The sequence below is a fragment of the Bradyrhizobium sp. LeoB3 genome, assembly GCF_055456055.1.
In genome coordinates this window covers 58,093-74,947 of sequence record NZ_JBVBEF010000026.1, presented here as the reverse complement: position 1 = coordinate 74,947, position 16,855 = coordinate 58,093, and the positions used below count along the sequence as shown (strand labels likewise).

Genomic DNA, 16,855 nt, shown 5'->3' with positions numbered 1-16,855 from the left:
GGGCCACAGATGCCGATCAATGCCGAATATCGGGGCCCGGCCGAGCTTCCCGAGGTAATCCCGGTCTTTCCGCTTGCCGGCGCGCTATTGTTGCCGCGCGGCCAGATGCCGCTCAACATCTTCGAGCCGCGCTATCTTGCGATGGTCGACGACTCCTTCCGCGACGGCCATCGGCTGATCGGCATGATCCAGCCCGACGTGACGCATTCGCACAATGAGGAGAAGCCGGCGTTGTTCCGCGTCGGCTGCGTCGGCCGCATCACCCAGCTCGCCGAATCCGGCGACGGCCGCTATATCCTCGAACTCACCGGTGTGGCGCGCTTCAAGGTGGTGGAGGAGCTCAACGTCCTGACCGCGTACCGCCAGTGCAAGGTCGACTTCTTCTCCTTCTCGGATGATTTCGTCGCGCGCAAGGGCGAGGAGGACGTCGACCGCGAAGCGCTGCTCTCGGTGCTGACAGACTTCCTCAAGGCCAACAATTTGAAGGTCGACTGGGCCGGCATCGAAGCCGCGCCCAACGAGGCGCTGGTCAACGCGCTCGCAATGATGTCGCCCTATGGCCCGGCGGAGAAGCAGGCGATGCTGGAAGCGCCTGACCTCAAGACCCGCGCCGAAATCCTGATCGCGGTGACCGAGATGGATCTCGCCAAGAAGCGCACCAGCGGCGATCCGCCGCTGCAGTGATTTTCCGCCCGTCCCGTCGTTCTCCTCCGCCGTCATTCCGGGGCGTCCGAAGGACGAACCCGGAATCCATTTCTCCGCCTGCTCATGCGGCGCGATGGATTCCGGGTTCACGCTGCGCGTGCCCCGGAATGACGGCGTGTCGGGCTAATACCCCGCGACCGCCATCGCCACCACGGCGGTGAGCGCCATCCAGCCGAAATGCCGGCCGCGCGTAGCAATCGCATTGGCGAGGGCCGCGAAAGCGAACACGCAGGCCAGGGTGACGACGATCCAGTGCCGCGCCACCTCCGAGGCCATCCAGGGCGCGGCGAGCAAGAGCACGCCGCCGCCGATCCACGCCACCGTGCCGGCCTGCCAGACCAGGCGGATCAGCGTGCGCAGCCGCGCCGGTTCGATCGTCATTTTCGGAAACACCTTGAACTCGCCGAGGTAACCGTGGATCAGCGCCGCCGCGATCGCGGCGAGGCCGGAACATTGCAGCAGGATATCGCGCATCGTTCGCCTCCATACAGGAGTGTATGGTTATCGCGCGTGCATTGGCGCCTGTCAATACACTGGTGTATGGTGGGCCGCATGACCGATCAGCTTTCCGCCAAGGACTGGCTCGACCAGGGCCTGAAAGCGCTGGCAAGACGCGGCTTCACCGCGCTGAAGGCCGACCCCCTGGCAAAGGAGATGGGCGTCTCCCGCGGCAGCTTCTACTGGCACTTTGCCGACATCGCCGCCTATCACGCCGCCATCCTGAAACATTGGCGCGAGATCGCTGCGGAGCGGATCATCGTCGATGTCGAGGCGGCAGCGACAGGTTCCGACGCACTCGCCGTGCTGCTGCGACGGGTGTTTTCCGAAAAGCCGGCGCTGGAAAATGCGGTGCGAAGCTGGGCGAGCGTCGACGCTTCAGCGCGCGCCGCCGTGCAGGCGATCGACCAGCGGCGGCTCGGCTATGTCGAAGGCCTCCTGAAGCGGGCGGGTCTCACCGAGGACGTCGCCCGCGCCCGCGCGCAAATTCTTTATTGGGCATTCCTCGGCCACGCGCTGACGGAGCAGCCGCTGCCGAAAGCAAGACAGCAGGCGGTCGTCGACGAGCTTTTGCGGATGGCGGCTCGCTGATCGAATGTGATAAAGACGAGCCGTCAAGCTGGAAGACCATCATGAACTCCCCGACCGATCATCTCGAAAGCACCGCCGATCCAAAACTCCTGGAAATCCTGGTCTGTCCGATCACCAAGGGCCCGCTGGAGTTCGACGCGGCTCGCCAGGAATTGATCTCGCGCTCCGCAAAGCTCGCTTATCCGATCCGCGACGGCATCCCGATCATGCTGCCGGAAGAAGCGCGCAAGATCGAGTAGTTCGTCGTCCCTGCGAAAGCAGGGACCCATAACCACAGGCGTATGTGGCGTGCTCCGCTGCAACCGCTTGTTTGTGCCACAACACCTCCCTGTGGCTATGGGTCCCGGCTCAAGGCCGGGACGACGGCGACTGAGGTCGCGCAGCTACAGCGCCTCGCCCTTCAACAGCCGCGGCACTTCGCCCGACAGCCCCGCCGCCTGACGGATGAACAAGCTCTTCAGTGGCGGCAGGCGGTCGACGACGCCAAGCCCGACGTCGCGCACGGTCCTGAGCAGCGTCGATTCGTTGGAGAACAGGAAGTTCAGCGAATTGGTCGCAACTCCCATCGCCATGGTGTCGAAGCGGCGCCAGCGCTGGTAGCGCTCGAGCACATCGGCTTGGCCGAGATCGATGCCGAGCCGCGCCGCATCGACCACCACTTCCGCCAATGCCGCGACATCCTTCAGGCCCATATTGAGCCCTTGGCCTGCGATGGGGTGGATCAGATGCGCGGCGTCGCCGACCAGCGCCACCCGCTCGGCGATGAAGGAGCGCGCAACGAAATAGCCGAGCGGAAACGCGCGCGGCTTGTCGAGCGCCTTGACCTCACCAAGATGCAAACCAAAGCGCCGCTCCAGCTCGTCGTGGAATTCGGCCTCGCTCAAGCCGACGATGCGGGACGCTTCCTTCCGGTTCTCGGTCCACACCAGCGAGGAGCGTTTTCCCTTCAGCGGCAGGATTGCGAATGGACCCGCGGGCAGGAAATGCTCTTCGGCGCGGCCCTGGTGATCGCGCTCATGGCCCACGGTGACGACGATGCCGGACTGATCGTAGTCCCAGCCATGGGTGACGATGCCGGCGCGCTCGCGCAGCTTCGAACGGGCGCCATCGGCGGCGACCAGCAAGCTCGCTTCGATCGCACTGCCATCCGCGAGCGTCACGCTGACGAGATCGGCATTGGCCTCATAGGTCGAAACCGCGGTCGCGCGCAGGTCGATGCCTGCGGCCTCGGCGTGCGCCACCAGCACGTCGATCAGCAGCCTGTTCTCGACCATATGCGCAAACGGCTCGCCGGGCTCGACATCGCCGGCAAAGGTCAGGAACACCGGCCGCGTCGCATCGTCGAGCCGCGAATCGGTGACAACCATGTCGAGGATCGGCTGCGTCGTGTCGGCGATCTCGGCCCAGATGCCGATCGCCTCGAACAGCCGGCGGCAGGCGGCGACGATCGCGGTCGCCCGCGGATCGCGGCTTGGGCGCTGCCCGAGCGCCGGATCGACCACGATGACGGGGATTTCGGTCCCAAGCCCCTGCCGCAGCGCCAGCGCCAGCGCCAAGCCCGCAAAAGCGCCGCCGCAAATGACAATGCCTCGTTGTGCCGACATGCAAGTCCCTTACGCGCTCATGCCCTCAGAGTATGCTTGCTACCTGATAATAGCTGGGCGAAACAGTGGCACCAAACAAGGTACTTAATGCCGCGCAACAAAATGGAAGGCCATCCATGTCAAAAAGCCTGATTGACCTGCTTTCCATCCTGGATCTCGAACCGCTCGAGGTGAATCTGTTCCGCGGCAACAGCCCGAAAACGAGCTGGCAGCGGGTGTTCGGCGGGCAGGTGATTGGCCAGGCGATGGTTGCAGCCTGCCGCACGGTCGAGGGCCGCCTGCCGCATTCGATCCATTGCTATTTCATCCTGCCGGGCGATCCCCAGGTCCCGATCATCTACCAGGTCGAGCGGCTGCGCGACGGCAAGAGCTATTCGACCCGCCGCGTCACCGCGATCCAGCACGGCAATGCCATCTTCTCGATCATGGTGTCGTTCCATGCCGAGGAGCAGGGCGCCTTCGATCACCAGGAGAAGATGCCGGACGTGCCGCCGCCGGAAAAGCTCACCGCGGAGGAAGTGTCGAAGCAGCCGATGTTCCGCGAAATGCCGGACTTCATCCGCCGCTATTATGAATCCGATCGGCCGATCGAGCTGCGCCCGGTCGAGCTCGGCCGCTATTTCGGCCAGAAGATCGACGAAGGCCGCATCCATGTCTGGATCCGCACGGCGGCGAAGCTGCCAGACGACCCGGCGCTGCATCTGTGCGCGCTCGCTTATGCCTCCGACTTCTCGCTGCTCGATGCGGTGATGGCGCGCTACGGCCGCACGCTGTTCGACAAGCGCATGATGCCGGCAAGCCTCGATCACGCGATGTGGTTTCACCGCCCGTTCCGCGCCGATGAATGGCTGCTCTACGCGCAGGATTCGCCGAGCGCACAAGGCGGCCGCGGCTTGACGCGCGGCATGATCTTCAAGCCCGACGGCACGCTGGTGGCGTCAGTGGCACAGGAAGGTTCGGTGCGCGAACGCAGGTAGCGTGCGGTAAAGCTGGGATAGCGGCGAAGGTTGCGATGCCCCACCTCTCCCATCGGGAGAGGTCGCGCCGGAGGCGCGGGTGAGGGGTCACGCTCTCTCGTGGGAGCTGCGGCCCCTCACCCGGCGCTACGCGCCGACCTCTCCCCGACGGGGAGAGGTGAGGTGCCTCCGACGCGAAACTAACTCGAGGTCGTCTTGCCCTGCTCTAAGCATTCGCCAGCGTACTGCGCTCGACCAGCGCGAATTGCGACAGGTACCAGTTCGCATACCAGCGCAACGCCCACGGGATTGGAATCAGCAATAGGCAGCCGATTGCGAACAGGACCGTTCGCCAAAGCATCTCGAGGCCTGACGCCTTGAAGATGATTTCTCGGCGCGTGCCCTCGATATTGCGGCACATCCACCTCATCCACGCCGTGGTCACCCACGCCCAGCCGATGATGGTGATGAAGGAGATCGCCAACAACAGGTACCACCCGATATAGGCGATGATGCTGCCGTTGAAGGCGATCGGGAGCTGCTGTCCGTTTGACGTGAGATGGCTGGCGATCCAGCGGATCACCACCCATCCGAGCGCCGCCTGCAGCAGCGGCGCAAGCAGCTCGACTGTCGTGCTCTCGGTCCAGCCCGTATAGCTCAAGAGCCCGATCGCGACGAACACGTACCAGATGTCACCGACCTGTCCCGTGAAACCGAGATTCGGCCGGCCGGGGACGTTGATGTGCGGGATGATCCAGCGATAAAAACCGGTGGCGGACCACGGCGCCGGGACCACCAGGAGCTGGCCAATGGCGAACCACAGACTGCGCCCAAACAGCTCCCAGATCGGCAGATCGGCCGAGACCGTCCCACCCGCATAGCCGGCCGCAGTGACGATCGGCGGCCCGCCCGCCTGCGAGGGCATCGCCGAACTGGAAGGATCCGAAATCAGTCCGGGAATCTCGCGCGCCTTCTGCCAACCGGCCATCCCCTCGGTCCAGACCAGCGTATCCGGCCCGACGGTGCCCCGCATGATGAGATCACGGAGCTGGAATTCGGGAAACGGGCCCTTTTGCTCGCCCTCGGATGCATAAAACCAGGATCGATCGGCCATGGCATTTCCTTGGAAAACACGATTCTTGGGAACGGACGCGAGTAGAACAACTGGCGAGGCAGGAAAGCCGCATTGTGACGGACGATCATGCCCCCTGTACAGGGAGCGAGGTCAGGGTCTGCCAATGTTTTCCCCCTGAACCTGCAACTTTTTTGTGCCATTTGCTCAGAAAGATGCCAGATTGGCCCGCGATCGAAGGTCATCCAAAGAGCAAGGATGGCCGTGCTTAAGGAAAATGCGGGCCGCTAGCCATGAAACTTGTCGTCGCCATCATCAAACCCTTCAAGCTGGACGAGGTTCGCCAGGCGCTGACCGAGATCGGCGTCCACGGCATGACCGTCACTGAAATCAAAGGTTATGGCCGGCAGAAGGGGCACACCGAGATCTACCGCGGCGCAGAGTATGTCGTGAACTTCCTGCCGAAATTGCGCATCGAGATCGCGGTCGCATCCGACGTCGCCGACAAGGCGGTCGAAGTCATCACGGCAAAGGCGCGCACCGGCCAGATCGGGGATGGCAAGATCTTTGTCACGCCGATCGATCACGCGCTGCGGATCCGCACCGGCGAAACCGACAGCGACGCGCTCTAAGGTCGCCAAACCTCTCTGCGAGAGCGACCGACAACGCCGCCGGTTGCATCAACCAGACTCATTTCATTTCTGCCGGGGAAACACCATGGGGGCATCCTCTCGCGCCGCGCCGCTGATCGCGCCGCTTGGTCTTGCGACGCTGTTGTCGGCGACGCCGGCGCATGCCGAGACCTCGGCCATCAACGCCGCCGATACCGCCTTGATGATCGTTGCCACCGCGCTGGTGCTGATGATGACGATCCCGGGGCTTGCGCTGTTCTATTCCGGCATGGTGCGCAAGAAGAATGTGCTTGCGACGATGGCGCAGAGCCTGGCGGCCGTCGCGATCATCTCGGTCCTCTGGGCGATGTTCGGCTACTCGCTCACCTTCGTCGGTGATGGACCGTGGATCGGCACGCTCGACCGCTGGTTCCTCGCCGGCATGACCATGGACGGCGTCAATCCGGCGGCGAAGACGATCCCGGAAGCGCTGTTCATGCTGTACCAGATGACGTTTGCGATCATCACCGTGGCGCTGGTGGCAGGCTCGGTCGCCGATCGCATGCGCTTCTCGGCCTATCTCTGGTTCTCCGTCGGCTGGTTCATCTTCGCCTATATTCCGCTCGCACATTGGGTGTGGGGCGGCGGCTTTCTCGCCAGTCTCGGCGTGCTGGATTTCGCCGGCGGGCTGGTGGTGCATCTTTCGGCCGGCATCAGCGGACTGGTCGCCGCGCAAGTGTTGGGGCGGCGCCACGGCTATGGCAGCGAGAACCTGTCGCCGTTCGACCTGTCGCTCGCAGTGATCGGCACCGGGCTGCTTTGGGTCGGCTGGTTCGGCTTCAATGGCGGATCGGCACTGACCGTGAGTTCGCGCGCGGTGATGGCGATCATCGCCACGCATCTTTCCGCCTGCGCGGGCGCGCTGACCTGGGGCGCGATCGAATGGGCGACGCGACGCAAGCCGTCGGTGCTCGGCATGATCTCGGGCGCGGTCGCAGGGCTCGGCACCATCACGCCGGCCTCGGGCTTCGTCGAACCATGGCACGCGGTCATCATCGGCATCATCGCGGGCTTCGTGTGCTTCTGGGCCTGCACATGGCTGAAGCTCCGCTTCAAGTATGATGATTCACTCGACGTGTTCGGCGTCCACGGCATCGGCGGCATGGTCGGAACCTTGCTCGCGGGCGTGTTCGCCACCAGCGCCATCGGCGGCACGGCCGGCCTGCTCGAGGGCCGTCCGCAGCAACTGCTGATCCAACTGGCCGGCGTCGCCGTGACGCTGGTGTGGTGCGGCGGCATCACCTTCGTGCTGCTGAAGCTGGTCAGCGTATTCGTCCCGCTCCGGGTGTCGCTGCAGCAGGAGCTGGAAGGCCTGGATATTTCGCAGCACAGCGAGGCGCTTCAGTAGTTTCCACTACCATATTACCTAATATTTGCCACCGTGCTGGGCAGGATTATGTCCAGACTCTGGCGTGCCCATGAATCGGGCAATATTGATTACGTTTTGAGCGCGACGGAATAGCGCAGGTCCGACCAATTCCCGTCAAACGCGAAAACGGGCGGATTCATAATCCGTTAGGCGGTGCCGTCGATCTGGCACGGCATTTGATTCTAACGCCTGCGGCTGTGACCGCGTCGTGAATTTTCTCCGCGTGGTGGATCTCAGTCGAAAAACACCCGGTTCGTTCGCACCGGGCCCAAGCGGGGATAGGACACATGAAAATTGTTATGGCGATTATTAAGCCATTCAAGCTGGAAGAAGTCCGCGACGCCCTGACCGCCATTGGCGTTCACGGTCTCACGGTGACGGAAGTCAAGGGTTACGGGCGTCAGAAGGGCCACACTGAGATCTATCGCGGCGCTGAATACGCCGTGAGCTTCCTACCCAAGATCAAGATCGAGGTCGCAGTTGCGGCCGACCAGGTCGACAAGACCATCGACGCCATCACATCGGCGGCAAAGACGGGCCAGATCGGCGACGGCAAGATCTTCGTCATCAACCTCGACCACGCGGTGCGCATCCGCACCGGCGAGGCCGATGCCGCGGCCCTCTGATTTCGCGCTCAAACCTTACAATTCAGGAGTAGAATAACATGACGTTCAAACGTCCCCATGGCGCGGGATTGGCGGCACTCGCATTCGGCTTGTTCGCTGCGACCGCCGCCTATGCCGAGCCGACCGTCAACAAGGGCGACAACGCCTGGATGCTGACCTCGACGGTGCTGGTGCTGTTGATGACGATCCCGGGGCTCGCGCTGTTCTATGGCGGCCTGGTCCGCACCAAGAACATGCTCTCGGTGCTGATGCAGGTGTTCTACAGCGTCTGCATCGTCGTCGTGATCTGGGCGATCTATGGCTACAGCCTCGCCTTCACCGGCGGCTCGGATTTCATCGGCGGTTTCTCGAAGGCCTTCCTGGCCGGGATCAACGCGGATTCCAAGGCGGCGACGTTCAGCGTCGACGCCAACATCTCGGAGCTGGTCTATATCTGCTTCCAGATGACCTTCGCGGCGATCACGCCCGCGCTGATCGTCGGCGCGTTTGCCGAGCGCATGAAGTTCGCTGCGGTTGCGCTGTTCATCCCGCTCTGGGTGACCCTGATCTACTTCCCGATCGCGCACATGGTCTGGTACTGGGCCGGTCCGGACGCGATCACCGATGCGGCGAAGGCACTGGCCGCTGCGGCTGATGGCGCGGCGAAGACCGCGGCGCAGGCCAAGCTCGACGAGATCAACGCGGATGCCGGCTGGATCTTCAAGAAGGGCGCGATCGACTTCGCCGGCGGCACCGTCGTGCACATCAATGCCGGCATCGCCGGTCTCGTCGGCGCGCTGCTGATCGGCAAGCGCACCGGTTACGGCAAGGAGCTGATGGCTCCGCACTCCCTGACCATGTCGATGGTCGGCGCCTCGCTGCTCTGGGTCGGCTGGTTCGGTTTCAACGCCGGTTCGAACCTCGAAGCCAATGGCAGCGCCGCGCTCGCCATGACCAACTCCTTTGTCGCGACTGCGGCGGCGGCGTTGTCCTGGATGTTCGCGGAGTGGATCATCAAGGGTCATCCCTCTGTGCTCGGCGCCATCTCCGGCGCGGTCGCGGGCCTGGTGGCGGTCACGCCCGCCTGCGGCTTCTCCGGTCCGATGGGTGCGATCGTGCTCGGCCTCGTGGTCGGCGTGGTCTGCCTGTTCTTCTGCACCGTGGTGAAGAACGCGCTGGGTTACGACGACTCGCTCGACGTGTTCGGTGTCCACTGCATCGGCGGCATCGTCGGCGCGCTCGGCACCGGCATCCTGGTGAACCCGGCGCTCGGCGGCACCGGCATCATGGACTACGTCGCCGGCAAGATCGCCGACTACGACTTCGTCGCCCAGATGACCTCGCAGATTTGGGGCGTCTGCACCACGCTGGTGTGGTCGGGCGTTGGTTCGGCGATCATCTACAAGGTCGTCGACGTGATCGTCGGCCTGCGCGCCAACGTCGAGACCGAGCGTGAGGGCCTCGACATCACCGAGCACACCGAGCGCGCCTACAACATGTGAGTTCTCCCGGGGTGTGATCTCTCCCGGGATCACACCCAGAACTACGGTTCGGGCACATACCCGGCAATGCCCTGACCGTTGAGGGGCTCCAGCGCAAGTTGGAGCCCCTTTCTTTTTGACCGCGGCCCGAAGAAAGGAGAGGGCATGCCGGCCTTCTAACGGCTGCCGACGCGGCAGGGCTGCTCGAGGTGCTACCGTTCGCCTTCCGGCGCAATCAGCGCGACAGTTGGAAAATAGGTGCGATAGCGCCGCACGTCGCGGGTCAAGAGTGGCAGCTGCTCCACCGCAGCATGGGCTCCGATGAAGAAATCAGATAGTACCCCTGTGCGGCTGCCACCGGCGGCGCGATATTGGAGATAGGCCTTGCCGGCAAGAAAGAGCGCGGCGCGCGGGATCTCTGCCAGCTCGATTTTCAAGTCGCAGAGTGTGGCGTCGACGGTCTCGACCTTGTCGTAGCGTATCGAGACTTCTGCGTAGATGACGTTGTTGATGAACAATGGCCCGGCCGATGCCGCCCGTTCGAGCTGCACCTGCGACCAGTCGGCCCATTTCTCGTCGTCGGTCGCGAGGTCGAGAAGGACATTCGAATCGACGAGGGTCATTCCGGCTCATCACGCAGAAGGGCCATCAGTTCGTCAGTCGTCATGCCCCGCCCCGCGGAGCCACGCGCCTTGGCAAATCGGCTGGCCGGCCGCGGTCCATCCGCTCTCTCGATCAGAACGCTGCCGTCGTCGCTACGGCGAATATTGACTTGGCTGCCCGGACCAATACCCAGGTAATCGCGAAGCGGCTTTGGGATTGTCACCTGGCCCTTGCGGGTGACAGTCGTTGTCATCGCTGATCTCCAATTGCCCGGTAATACCCAGAGAAAATATGGTAATACCACGCAAATTGTCCAGCGACACCGATGGTTAATCGCGTCTTAACCTCGCCGTATCTATGGTGACTTGATCAATTTACGGTCGAGCTGGATTCCCCTCGACCGCATTGAAAGTGCTGGCGTTTAGACATGGCAATGACCGCTCCCTCCGGCGTGGCGCAAGACGCCGGCAGTGTAATGCCGGCCGGTCAGGCCGAACGTTCCCCGTTTGCGCGCACGGCCGAGCTGCTGGCACCGTACCAACCCGGCAAGCCATTGATTACGCTGTCCTTGGGCGAGCCGCAGCACCCGGTTCCTGCCTTTGTCGGGCCGGTGCTGGCCAAGCATACCGCCGAGTTCGGCCGCTATCCGCTCGCCAAGGGTATCGAGCCGTTCCGCCGCGCGGCGGCGAACTGGCTGTCGACCCGGTTCCACCTGCCGCGGCCGGTCGATCCCGAGAGCGAAGTGCTGGTGCTGAACGGCAGCCGCGAGGGCCTGTTCTTCGCCGCCATCACCGCCGCCCGCTATGTCGGCGCGCGCTCGGGGACGCCGGCGATCTTGATGCCGAACCCGTTCTATCCGGCCTATGGCGCCGGCGCCCGCGCGTCCGGCTGCGAGCAGGTCTATCTGCCGACCACGCCGGCCAACGGATTCCTGCCCGATCTCGACGCGCTGGATGACGCGCTGCTGGCGCGCACGGTGGCGTTCTACATCGCTTCGCCCGCAAACCCGCAAGGCTCGGTCGCCTCGCGCGATTATTTCGCGCGTCTGAAGGCGCTCGCCGACCGCTTCGGATTCATCATCCTGAGCGACGAGTGCTATTCGGAGATCTACACCAGGGAAGCACCTGGCAGCGCGCTGGAACATGCCGGCCCCGACTTCACCAATGTGGTCGTGTTCCAGTCGCTCTCGAAGCGTTCGAACCTGCCGGGCATGCGCGTCGGCTTTGCCGCCGGTGACGAGAGATTCCTCGCCGCCTTCCACGAGCTCCGCAACGTGGCGGCGCCGCAAGTGCCGGTGCCGCTGCAGCATGTCGCGGTCGCCGCCTATAGCGACGAGGCGCATGTCGAGGAGAACCGCAGGCTCTACCGGATCAAGTTCGATCTCGCCGACCAGATCCTCGGCAGCCGCTACGGCTATCAGCGTCCGGCCGGCGGCTTCTGCGTCTGGCTCGACGTCTCCGAGCGCGGCGGCGATGAGGCGGCGACGGTGAAACTCTATCGCGATGCCGGCGTGCGCGTGATCCCGGGCAGCTATTTGGCGCGGCCGCAAGCCGACGGCTCCAATCCGGGCGCGGGCTATATCCGGCTCGCGCTGGTCTCCGACAGTGAATCAACGGCCGAGGCGCTGCACCGCCTGGTCGAAACCTTAAGTTAATCGCAAGGCTTTGGAAGCGTATGCCAGCGATCGAACGTGTCATTCCCCTGGTCGGCCATCTGCCGGTCCCGATCCGCGAAGCCTTGGAGCGGCGGGTGCGAGAATTCGGCGGGCTGTGCCTGATCACGCTTGCCGGCGTCGCCGCCGCGGCGCTGATGACGTGGTCGGTGCAGGACCCGAGTCTCAGCCACGCCACCTCGCGCCCGATCCGCAACATCCTCGGCTATCCCGGCGCGATCGGCGCCGATCTGTTGATGCAGATCCTGGGCCTCGGCGCCATCATGCTGATCCTCCCCATCGCGGTGTGGGGCTGGCGCATGCTGACGCATCGCGCCTTCGACCGCGAGGCGCTGCGGCTGGCATGCTGGATCCTCACCACCGTGATCGCCGCGGGCTTTGCGAGCTGCTTCCCGCATAATGGCGCCTGGCCATTGCCGACCGGGCTCGGCGGCGTGGTCGGCGATGCGCTGGTTCGCGCGCCGGCGGTGGTGTTCGGCCCGGCCGGCATGATCTATCGCCTGGTGCTCGGCACCATCCTGTTCGTCGCGATGACCGCGAGCTTCCTGTTCGCGAGCGGCTGGGGCGCAAGGGAGAGCGAAGAAGAGCTGACGGCGATCGAGGATCGTGACGAGCCGTTCGTCGAAGAAGACGATGAGGAGGACCGCAGTTCGATCTCGCTCGGCTGGCTGTTCCACGCTGTCATGAGCGCGAAGGCGCGGCTCGGCTGGCTCTTCGGCACCGCCTATCGGTCGCTGGTCTCGAGCGCGCCACAACGCAGCGCAGCCGCGTTCGAGCGGCAGGAGCCCAGTCTCGGCGGCCGCGCCGCGCCGTCCGTGGTGCCGGAGGCGAGTGAGGAATTCGACGAGGAGATCGAAGAGGAAGAGGAACAAGACGAGGAGGAAGAAGCCGAGGAGGCGCCCGTCGCCCGCGCCCCGCGCAAGAAGGCCGAGCCGCGCGCGAAGAAGAAATCGTCCGACAAGTTCGAGCTGCCCTCGGTCTCGGTGCTGTCAGCGCCGAAGGCCGCCGACCGCCAGCCGCAGAGCAAGGCTGAGCTCGAAGCCAATTCGCGCGCGCTCGAAGGCGTGCTGCAGGACTTCGGCGTGCGCGGCGAGATCGTCAAAGCCAATCCGGGTCCGGTCGTGACGCTGTACGAGCTCGAGCCCGCGCCCGGCATCAAGTCGTCGCGCGTGATCGGCCTCGCCGACGACATCGCCCGCTCGATGAGCGCGCTCTCGGCCCGCGTCGCCGTCGTCGCCGGCCGCAACGCCATCGGCATCGAATTGCCGAACCTGCATCGCGAAAAGGTTTACCTGCGCGAACTCCTGGTCGCCAAGGAAGCTATCGACTCGGTGGCAAAGCTGCCGCTCTGCCTCGGCAAGAGCATCGGCGGCGAGCCCGTCATCATCGATCTCGCGCGCACGCCGCATATGCTGATCGCCGGCACCACCGGCTCCGGCAAATCGGTCGCGATCAACACCATGATCCTGAGCCTGGTGTATCGGCTGCGCCCCGACCAGTGCCGCCTGATCATGGTCGATCCCAAGATGCTCGAACTCTCCGTCTATGACGGCATCCCGCATCTTTTGACGCCGGTCGTCACCGATCCCAAGAAAGCGGTGGTCGCGCTGAAATGGGCCGTGCGCGAGATGGAAGAGCGCTACAAGAAGATGGCCAAGCTCGGTGTGCGCAACATCGACGGCTACAATGCGCGCCTGGTCGAGGCAAAGGGCAAGGGCGAAGAGCTGACGCGCACCGTGCACACCGGTTTCGACAAGGAGACCGGCAAGGCGATCTACGAGGAGGAGAAGCTCGACCTCGATCCGTTGCCCTACATCGTCATCATCGTCGACGAGATGGCCGACCTCATGATGGTCGCCGGCAAGGACATCGAAGGCGCGGTGCAGCGCCTGGCGCAGATGGCGCGCGCCGCCGGCCTGCATGTGATCCTCGCCACGCAGCGTCCTTCGGTCGACGTCATCACCGGCACCATCAAGGCCAACTTCCCGACCCGCATCGCCTTCCAGGTCACCTCGAAGATCGACAGCCGCACGATCCTGGGCGAGATGGGCGCCGAGCAACTGCTGGGGCAGGGCGACATGCTCTACATGGCCGGCGGCGGCCGCATCAGCCGCGTGCACGGCCCGTTTGCCTCCGACGACGAAGTCGAGAAGGTGGTGCGCCACCTGAAGACGCAGGGCGCGCCGGAGTATCTGGAAGCCGTTACCGCCGAAGAGCCGACCGACGAGGACGGCGCGGTATTCGACTCCACCGGCATGGGCGGGGACGGCGGCGGCGGCGACCTCTATGCGCAGGCGGTGGCGATCGTGAAACGCGACCGCAAGGCCTCGACATCCTATATTCAACGGCGGCTGCAGATCGGCTACAACCGCGCCGCCTCATTGATGGAGCGGATGGAACTCGAGGGTGTTGTCGGCCAGGCCAATCATGCCGGCAAGCGCGAGGTCCTGATCGAAGAAGAAGGCAGCATGTGATCCTGCCCCGAGAATTTCACGGAAAAGCGATATCCCCGCGGCACTACCCACGGTAAACTCAGGCATGATCCGGAAAAGTGGGCACCGGTTTTCCGAAAAGATCATGCCCCTAAAGTCGGAACACGCGTTGCATCAGAATCCGAAATACCGAATGGCCAAACAGCACGTCCATCGCGCCATCCATTCCGGATTGGCGATCCTGATCGCCACGTCGATCGCCGGCGCCGCGCCCTCATCGGCGCAGAACGTGCCGGTGCCGAAGCCCGCGCCGAAGGGCCGCGACGGCACGCAGATGAGCGCGCAGGAACAGAGAGGCCCCGCGACGACAGGCTCGACACAGACGCCGCCGACCCCTGTCATCCCCGATCCTCGCCGCAACGTTCCCGCCAGCATCTTCACGACGTTCGATGCCAACCAGAAGGCGCAGGCCGCGAGGATCAGCAGCTATCTCTCCTCGCTGCAGTCGCTCGCCGGCAGTTTCGTGCAGGTCGGCCCCGACGGCTCCAAGACCAAGGGCGATTTCTATATCCAGAAGCCCGGCAAGGTGCGCTTCGAATATGAGCCGCCAAGCCCGATCGACATCGTCGCCGACGGCTCCTCGGTCGCGGTACGCGACCGCAAGCTCGCCACGCAGGATATCTATCCGCTGTCGCAGACGCCGCTGCGCTATCTGTTGTCGGACCGCATCGACCTGATGAAGGACACCAACGTCATCAGCGTCACCGCCGACGATGTCTTCGTCTCGATCATCATCGAGGAGAAGCAGGCGCTGATCGGCACCAGCCGGTTGATGCTGATGGTCGGCGCCAAGGACGGCCAGCTCAAGCAATGGACCATCACCGATCCGCAGGGCTACGACACCACCGTCGCCGTCTACAATCTCGATTCCACCAAGAAGATCGATCCGGGCCTGTTCAAGATCGATTTTACCAACTACGCGACCCCGCCAGGGTAGCGAGTTCGCTGGATTGTAGGGTGGGCACGCTTCGCTTTGCCCACCCTATGCGTCTGGTCATAGGTAGCTTGTAGGATGGGTAGAGCGAAGCGAAACCCATCATCGTGGCGCGCGGGAAAATGATGGGTTTCGCTGCGCTCTACCCATCCTACGGCCCTGTGGACAATCGATTCCATAGCCGCAATCCATGCTAAGACGCAGTTCCCATGCGTCTCTCCCTCACAACCTGGAACATCAATTCGGTGCGTCTGCGCATCGACCTCGTCGCCAAGTTCATCAAGCAGGCGCGGCCGGACGTGCTCTGCCTGCAAGAGACCAAATGCATCGACGACGCCTTTCCGTTGAAGCGGTTCAAACGGCTTGGCTATGAGCATGTCGCGCTGAACGGGCAGAAGGGCTATCACGGCGTCGCCATCATCTCGAAAGTGCCGTTCGAGAAGACCGACATCCGCACCTTCTGCGACAAGATCGATTCCCGCCACATCTCGGTCGAGTTCGGCGACAAGGCACAATTGTCAAAGCCGCTGGTGCTGCATAATTTCTATGTGCCGGCCGGCGGCGACATCCCCGATCCCGCGCTCAATCCGAAATTCGAGCACAAGCTGCAATTCCTCGACGAGATGAAAGCCTGCGAGCCCTTGCATCCGCGCGGCGACGACCGTCACGTCCTGGTCGGCGATCTCAACGTGGCCCCGCACGAAAACGACGTGTGGTCGCACAAGCAGCTCCTGAAGGTCGTCTCGCACACCCCGATCGAAACCGAGAAGCTGCTCGCAGCGCAGGTGCATGGCGAATGGTTCGACGTCGCACGCGAGCGCATTCCACTGTCGGAGAAAGTCTACACCTGGTGGAGCTATCGCGCCGCCGACTGGACTGTCGGCGACCGCGGCCGCCGGCTCGACCACATCTGGGTCTCGCGCGCGCTGAAGGACAGCGTCACGGATTTCAGGATCACCCGCGACGCCCGCGGTTGGGAGCGTCCATCGGACCACGTGCCGGTGACGGTGACGCTGGAGGTGTAGCCAGCTGTCGTCCCGGGCTTGACCCGGGACCCATAACCACAGGCTTTTGTGGTGTGCTCCGCCGCAACCACTTGCTTCCGCCACAACGGCTGCCTGTGGTTATGGGTCCTCGCTTTCGCGAGGACGACAGGCAGTTACGAACTCAACTTCCCGCCCGCCACCACGATATCGCTGGCAAGCTGGCTGGTGCGGGTGGCGAATTCGTCGCGCAGCCTTCGCGCCGCGGCGGGATCGCTTTCCAGCACGCGTTGAAACAGGCTGCGCGAAATTCGAACACAGGTGGCGCGCTCCAGCGCGGTCGCGGTCGATGGCCGCTTCATCGGTACGATCAGCGCGAGCTCGCCGATCAGCGCGCCGGGGCCTGCGATGATCTCGGCACCGCCATCTTCCACGCGGAAAGCGCCGCGCTGCACGACATAGCCCGCATCCGCCTGGTCGCCGGCATGGAAAATAACGTCGCCGGGTTCGAAATTGCGCTGTTCGGAGCCGATCGCAAGCATGCGCAAAGCAGTATCCCCCAGCAGGCGCAAGGTGGAGACGCGTTCGAGCAGCGCTACGTCATCTTCGATCGACATTC

At 63.9% G+C, this 16,855-nt stretch carries 18 protein-coding genes; 12 read left to right on the top strand and 6 right to left on the bottom strand.

What is annotated here, in order from left to right:
* Nucleotides 1–9 precede the first annotated feature (9 nt).
* Nucleotides 10–684, top strand: coding sequence for an LON peptidase substrate-binding domain-containing protein (locus tag ACZXDY_RS18895; RefSeq protein WP_464346514.1), 675 nt, complete (start codon nt 10–12; stop codon nt 682–684).
* 144 nt (nt 685–828) lie between these two features.
* Here ACZXDY_RS18895 and ACZXDY_RS18890 read toward each other — a convergent pair whose 3' ends face one another.
* Nucleotides 829–1,179: a hypothetical protein gene (locus ACZXDY_RS18890; protein WP_464346513.1), complete on the bottom strand. Its 351-nt coding sequence runs from the start codon at nt 1,177–1,179 to the stop codon at nt 829–831.
* 78 nt (nt 1,180–1,257) lie between these two features.
* Here ACZXDY_RS18890 and ACZXDY_RS18885 point away from each other — a divergent pair, with 78 nt between their 5' ends.
* Both ACZXDY_RS18885 and ACZXDY_RS18880 read left to right on the top strand, forming a co-directional pair.
* Nucleotides 1,258–1,794, top strand: coding sequence for a TetR/AcrR family transcriptional regulator (locus ACZXDY_RS18885; protein ID WP_208823172.1), 537 nt, complete (start codon nt 1,258–1,260; stop codon nt 1,792–1,794).
* Nucleotides 1,795–1,835: 41 nt separating this feature from the next.
* A complete protein-coding gene (locus ACZXDY_RS18880; RefSeq protein WP_028165232.1) occupies nt 1,836–2,033 on the top strand; it encodes a Trm112 family protein in 198 nt (65 codons plus the stop codon).
* Between the two features lie 144 nt (nt 2,034–2,177).
* On the opposite strand, the gene ACZXDY_RS18875 is transcribed toward ACZXDY_RS18880, so the two are convergent.
* Nucleotides 2,178–3,398, bottom strand: a complete 1,221-nt coding sequence (locus ACZXDY_RS18875; protein WP_464346512.1) for a ubiquinone biosynthesis hydroxylase — start codon at nt 3,396–3,398, stop codon at nt 2,178–2,180.
* A 116-nt stretch (nt 3,399–3,514) separates the two neighbouring features.
* On the opposite strand from ACZXDY_RS18875, the gene tesB reads away from it, so the two are divergent.
* Nucleotides 3,515–4,375, top strand: coding sequence for an acyl-CoA thioesterase II (gene tesB, locus ACZXDY_RS18870; protein WP_464346511.1), 861 nt, complete (start codon nt 3,515–3,517; stop codon nt 4,373–4,375).
* Between the two features lie 205 nt (nt 4,376–4,580).
* Here tesB and ACZXDY_RS18865 read toward each other — a convergent pair whose 3' ends face one another.
* Nucleotides 4,581–5,468, bottom strand: a complete 888-nt coding sequence (locus ACZXDY_RS18865; RefSeq protein ID WP_464346510.1) for a DUF4339 domain-containing protein — start codon at nt 5,466–5,468, stop codon at nt 4,581–4,583.
* Nucleotides 5,469–5,719: 251 nt separating this feature from the next.
* On the opposite strand from ACZXDY_RS18865, the gene ACZXDY_RS18860 reads away from it, so the two are divergent.
* The 4 genes from ACZXDY_RS18860 to ACZXDY_RS18845 all read left to right on the top strand — a co-directional run bounded on the left by ACZXDY_RS18860 (nt 5,720) and on the right by ACZXDY_RS18845 (nt 9,573).
* The gene (locus ACZXDY_RS18860; protein ID WP_464346509.1) at nt 5,720–6,058 is read left to right on the top strand and encodes a P-II family nitrogen regulator; all 339 of its coding nucleotides are present in this window, start codon (nt 5,720–5,722) and stop codon (nt 6,056–6,058) included.
* Nucleotides 6,059–6,143: 85 nt separating this feature from the next.
* Nucleotides 6,144–7,445, top strand: a complete 1,302-nt coding sequence (locus tag ACZXDY_RS18855; RefSeq protein ID WP_464346508.1) for an ammonium transporter — start codon at nt 6,144–6,146, stop codon at nt 7,443–7,445.
* Between the two features lie 308 nt (nt 7,446–7,753).
* Nucleotides 7,754–8,092 carry a P-II family nitrogen regulator gene (locus ACZXDY_RS18850; RefSeq protein ID WP_028164751.1) on the top strand — a complete coding sequence of 113 codons (339 nt, stop codon included), beginning with the start codon at nt 7,754–7,756 and terminating at the stop codon, nt 8,090–8,092.
* A 38-nt stretch (nt 8,093–8,130) separates the two neighbouring features.
* Nucleotides 8,131–9,573 carry an ammonium transporter gene (locus ACZXDY_RS18845; protein WP_464346507.1) on the top strand — a complete coding sequence of 481 codons (1,443 nt, stop codon included), beginning with the start codon at nt 8,131–8,133 and terminating at the stop codon, nt 9,571–9,573.
* Nucleotides 9,574–9,764: 191 nt separating this feature from the next.
* Here the strand turns inward: ACZXDY_RS18845 and ACZXDY_RS18840 are convergent, their stop codons facing one another.
* Nucleotides 9,765–10,175, bottom strand: a complete 411-nt coding sequence (locus ACZXDY_RS18840) for a type II toxin-antitoxin system VapC family toxin (RefSeq protein ID WP_456644686.1) — start codon at nt 10,173–10,175, stop codon at nt 9,765–9,767.
* Nucleotides 10,172–10,408 carry an AbrB/MazE/SpoVT family DNA-binding domain-containing protein gene (locus ACZXDY_RS18835; protein ID WP_028164754.1) on the bottom strand — a complete coding sequence of 79 codons (237 nt, stop codon included), beginning with the start codon at nt 10,406–10,408 and terminating at the stop codon, nt 10,172–10,174. The genes ACZXDY_RS18840 and ACZXDY_RS18835 overlap by 4 nt, the downstream gene beginning before the upstream one ends.
* Nucleotides 10,409–10,582: 174 nt before the next feature.
* On the opposite strand from ACZXDY_RS18835, the gene ACZXDY_RS18830 reads away from it, so the two are divergent.
* From ACZXDY_RS18830 to ACZXDY_RS18815, 4 genes are all read left to right on the top strand, one after another.
* Nucleotides 10,583–11,809 carry an aminotransferase class I/II-fold pyridoxal phosphate-dependent enzyme gene (locus ACZXDY_RS18830; RefSeq protein WP_464346506.1) on the top strand — a complete coding sequence of 409 codons (1,227 nt, stop codon included), beginning with the start codon at nt 10,583–10,585 and terminating at the stop codon, nt 11,807–11,809.
* A 20-nt stretch (nt 11,810–11,829) separates the two neighbouring features.
* Nucleotides 11,830–14,301 carry a DNA translocase FtsK gene (locus ACZXDY_RS18825; protein WP_130226312.1) on the top strand — a complete coding sequence of 824 codons (2,472 nt, stop codon included), beginning with the start codon at nt 11,830–11,832 and terminating at the stop codon, nt 14,299–14,301.
* A gap of 151 nt (nt 14,302–14,452) precedes the next feature.
* Nucleotides 14,453–15,256 (top strand): outer membrane lipoprotein carrier protein LolA, encoded by an 804-nt coding sequence (locus ACZXDY_RS18820; protein WP_464346505.1) that lies wholly within the window; start codon nt 14,453–14,455, stop codon nt 15,254–15,256.
* Nucleotides 15,257–15,462: 206 nt separating this feature from the next.
* On the top strand, nt 15,463–16,278 hold the full coding sequence (locus ACZXDY_RS18815) for an exodeoxyribonuclease III (protein ID WP_028164758.1): 816 nt from the start codon (nt 15,463–15,465) through the stop codon (nt 16,276–16,278).
* Between the two features lie 134 nt (nt 16,279–16,412).
* Here the strand turns inward: ACZXDY_RS18815 and ACZXDY_RS18810 are convergent, their stop codons facing one another.
* A complete protein-coding gene (locus ACZXDY_RS18810) occupies nt 16,413–16,853 on the bottom strand; it encodes a cyclic nucleotide-binding domain-containing protein (protein ID WP_028164759.1) in 441 nt (146 codons plus the stop codon).
* Nucleotides 16,854–16,855 lie beyond the last annotated feature (2 nt).

What these genes read in the sequence shown, in the direction of transcription:
- ACZXDY_RS18875 (WP_464346512.1), bottom strand. Translation starts at nt 3,398, where the DNA reads ATGTCGGCACAACGAGGCATTGTCATTTGCGGCGGCGCTTTTGCGGGC.
- ACZXDY_RS18825 (WP_130226312.1), top strand. Translation starts at nt 11,830, where the DNA reads ATGCCAGCGATCGAACGTGTCATTCCCCTGGTCGGCCATCTGCCGGTC.
- ACZXDY_RS18860 (WP_464346509.1), top strand. Translation starts at nt 5,720, where the DNA reads ATGAAACTTGTCGTCGCCATCATCAAACCCTTCAAGCTGGACGAGGTT.
- ACZXDY_RS18895 (WP_464346514.1), top strand. Translation starts at nt 10, where the DNA reads ATGCCGATCAATGCCGAATATCGGGGCCCGGCCGAGCTTCCCGAGGTA.
- ACZXDY_RS18890 (WP_464346513.1), bottom strand. Translation starts at nt 1,179, where the DNA reads ATGCGCGATATCCTGCTGCAATGTTCCGGCCTCGCCGCGATCGCGGCG.
- ACZXDY_RS18865 (WP_464346510.1), bottom strand. Translation starts at nt 5,468, where the DNA reads ATGGCCGATCGATCCTGGTTTTATGCATCCGAGGGCGAGCAAAAGGGC.
- ACZXDY_RS18830 (WP_464346506.1), top strand. Translation starts at nt 10,583, where the DNA reads ATGGCAATGACCGCTCCCTCCGGCGTGGCGCAAGACGCCGGCAGTGTA.
- ACZXDY_RS18845 (WP_464346507.1), top strand. Translation starts at nt 8,131, where the DNA reads ATGACGTTCAAACGTCCCCATGGCGCGGGATTGGCGGCACTCGCATTC.
- ACZXDY_RS18885 (WP_208823172.1), top strand. Translation starts at nt 1,258, where the DNA reads ATGACCGATCAGCTTTCCGCCAAGGACTGGCTCGACCAGGGCCTGAAA.
- ACZXDY_RS18810 (WP_028164759.1), bottom strand. Translation starts at nt 16,853, where the DNA reads ATGTCGATCGAAGATGACGTAGCGCTGCTCGAACGCGTCTCCACCTTG.
- tesB (WP_464346511.1), top strand. Translation starts at nt 3,515, where the DNA reads ATGTCAAAAAGCCTGATTGACCTGCTTTCCATCCTGGATCTCGAACCG.
- ACZXDY_RS18840 (WP_456644686.1), bottom strand. Translation starts at nt 10,175, where the DNA reads ATGACCCTCGTCGATTCGAATGTCCTTCTCGACCTCGCGACCGACGAC.
- ACZXDY_RS18855 (WP_464346508.1), top strand. Translation starts at nt 6,144, where the DNA reads ATGGGGGCATCCTCTCGCGCCGCGCCGCTGATCGCGCCGCTTGGTCTT.
- ACZXDY_RS18880 (WP_028165232.1), top strand. Translation starts at nt 1,836, where the DNA reads ATGAACTCCCCGACCGATCATCTCGAAAGCACCGCCGATCCAAAACTC.
- ACZXDY_RS18835 (WP_028164754.1), bottom strand. Translation starts at nt 10,408, where the DNA reads ATGACAACGACTGTCACCCGCAAGGGCCAGGTGACAATCCCAAAGCCG.
- ACZXDY_RS18850 (WP_028164751.1), top strand. Translation starts at nt 7,754, where the DNA reads ATGAAAATTGTTATGGCGATTATTAAGCCATTCAAGCTGGAAGAAGTC.
- ACZXDY_RS18820 (WP_464346505.1), top strand. Translation starts at nt 14,453, where the DNA reads ATGGCCAAACAGCACGTCCATCGCGCCATCCATTCCGGATTGGCGATC.
- ACZXDY_RS18815 (WP_028164758.1), top strand. Translation starts at nt 15,463, where the DNA reads ATGCGTCTCTCCCTCACAACCTGGAACATCAATTCGGTGCGTCTGCGC.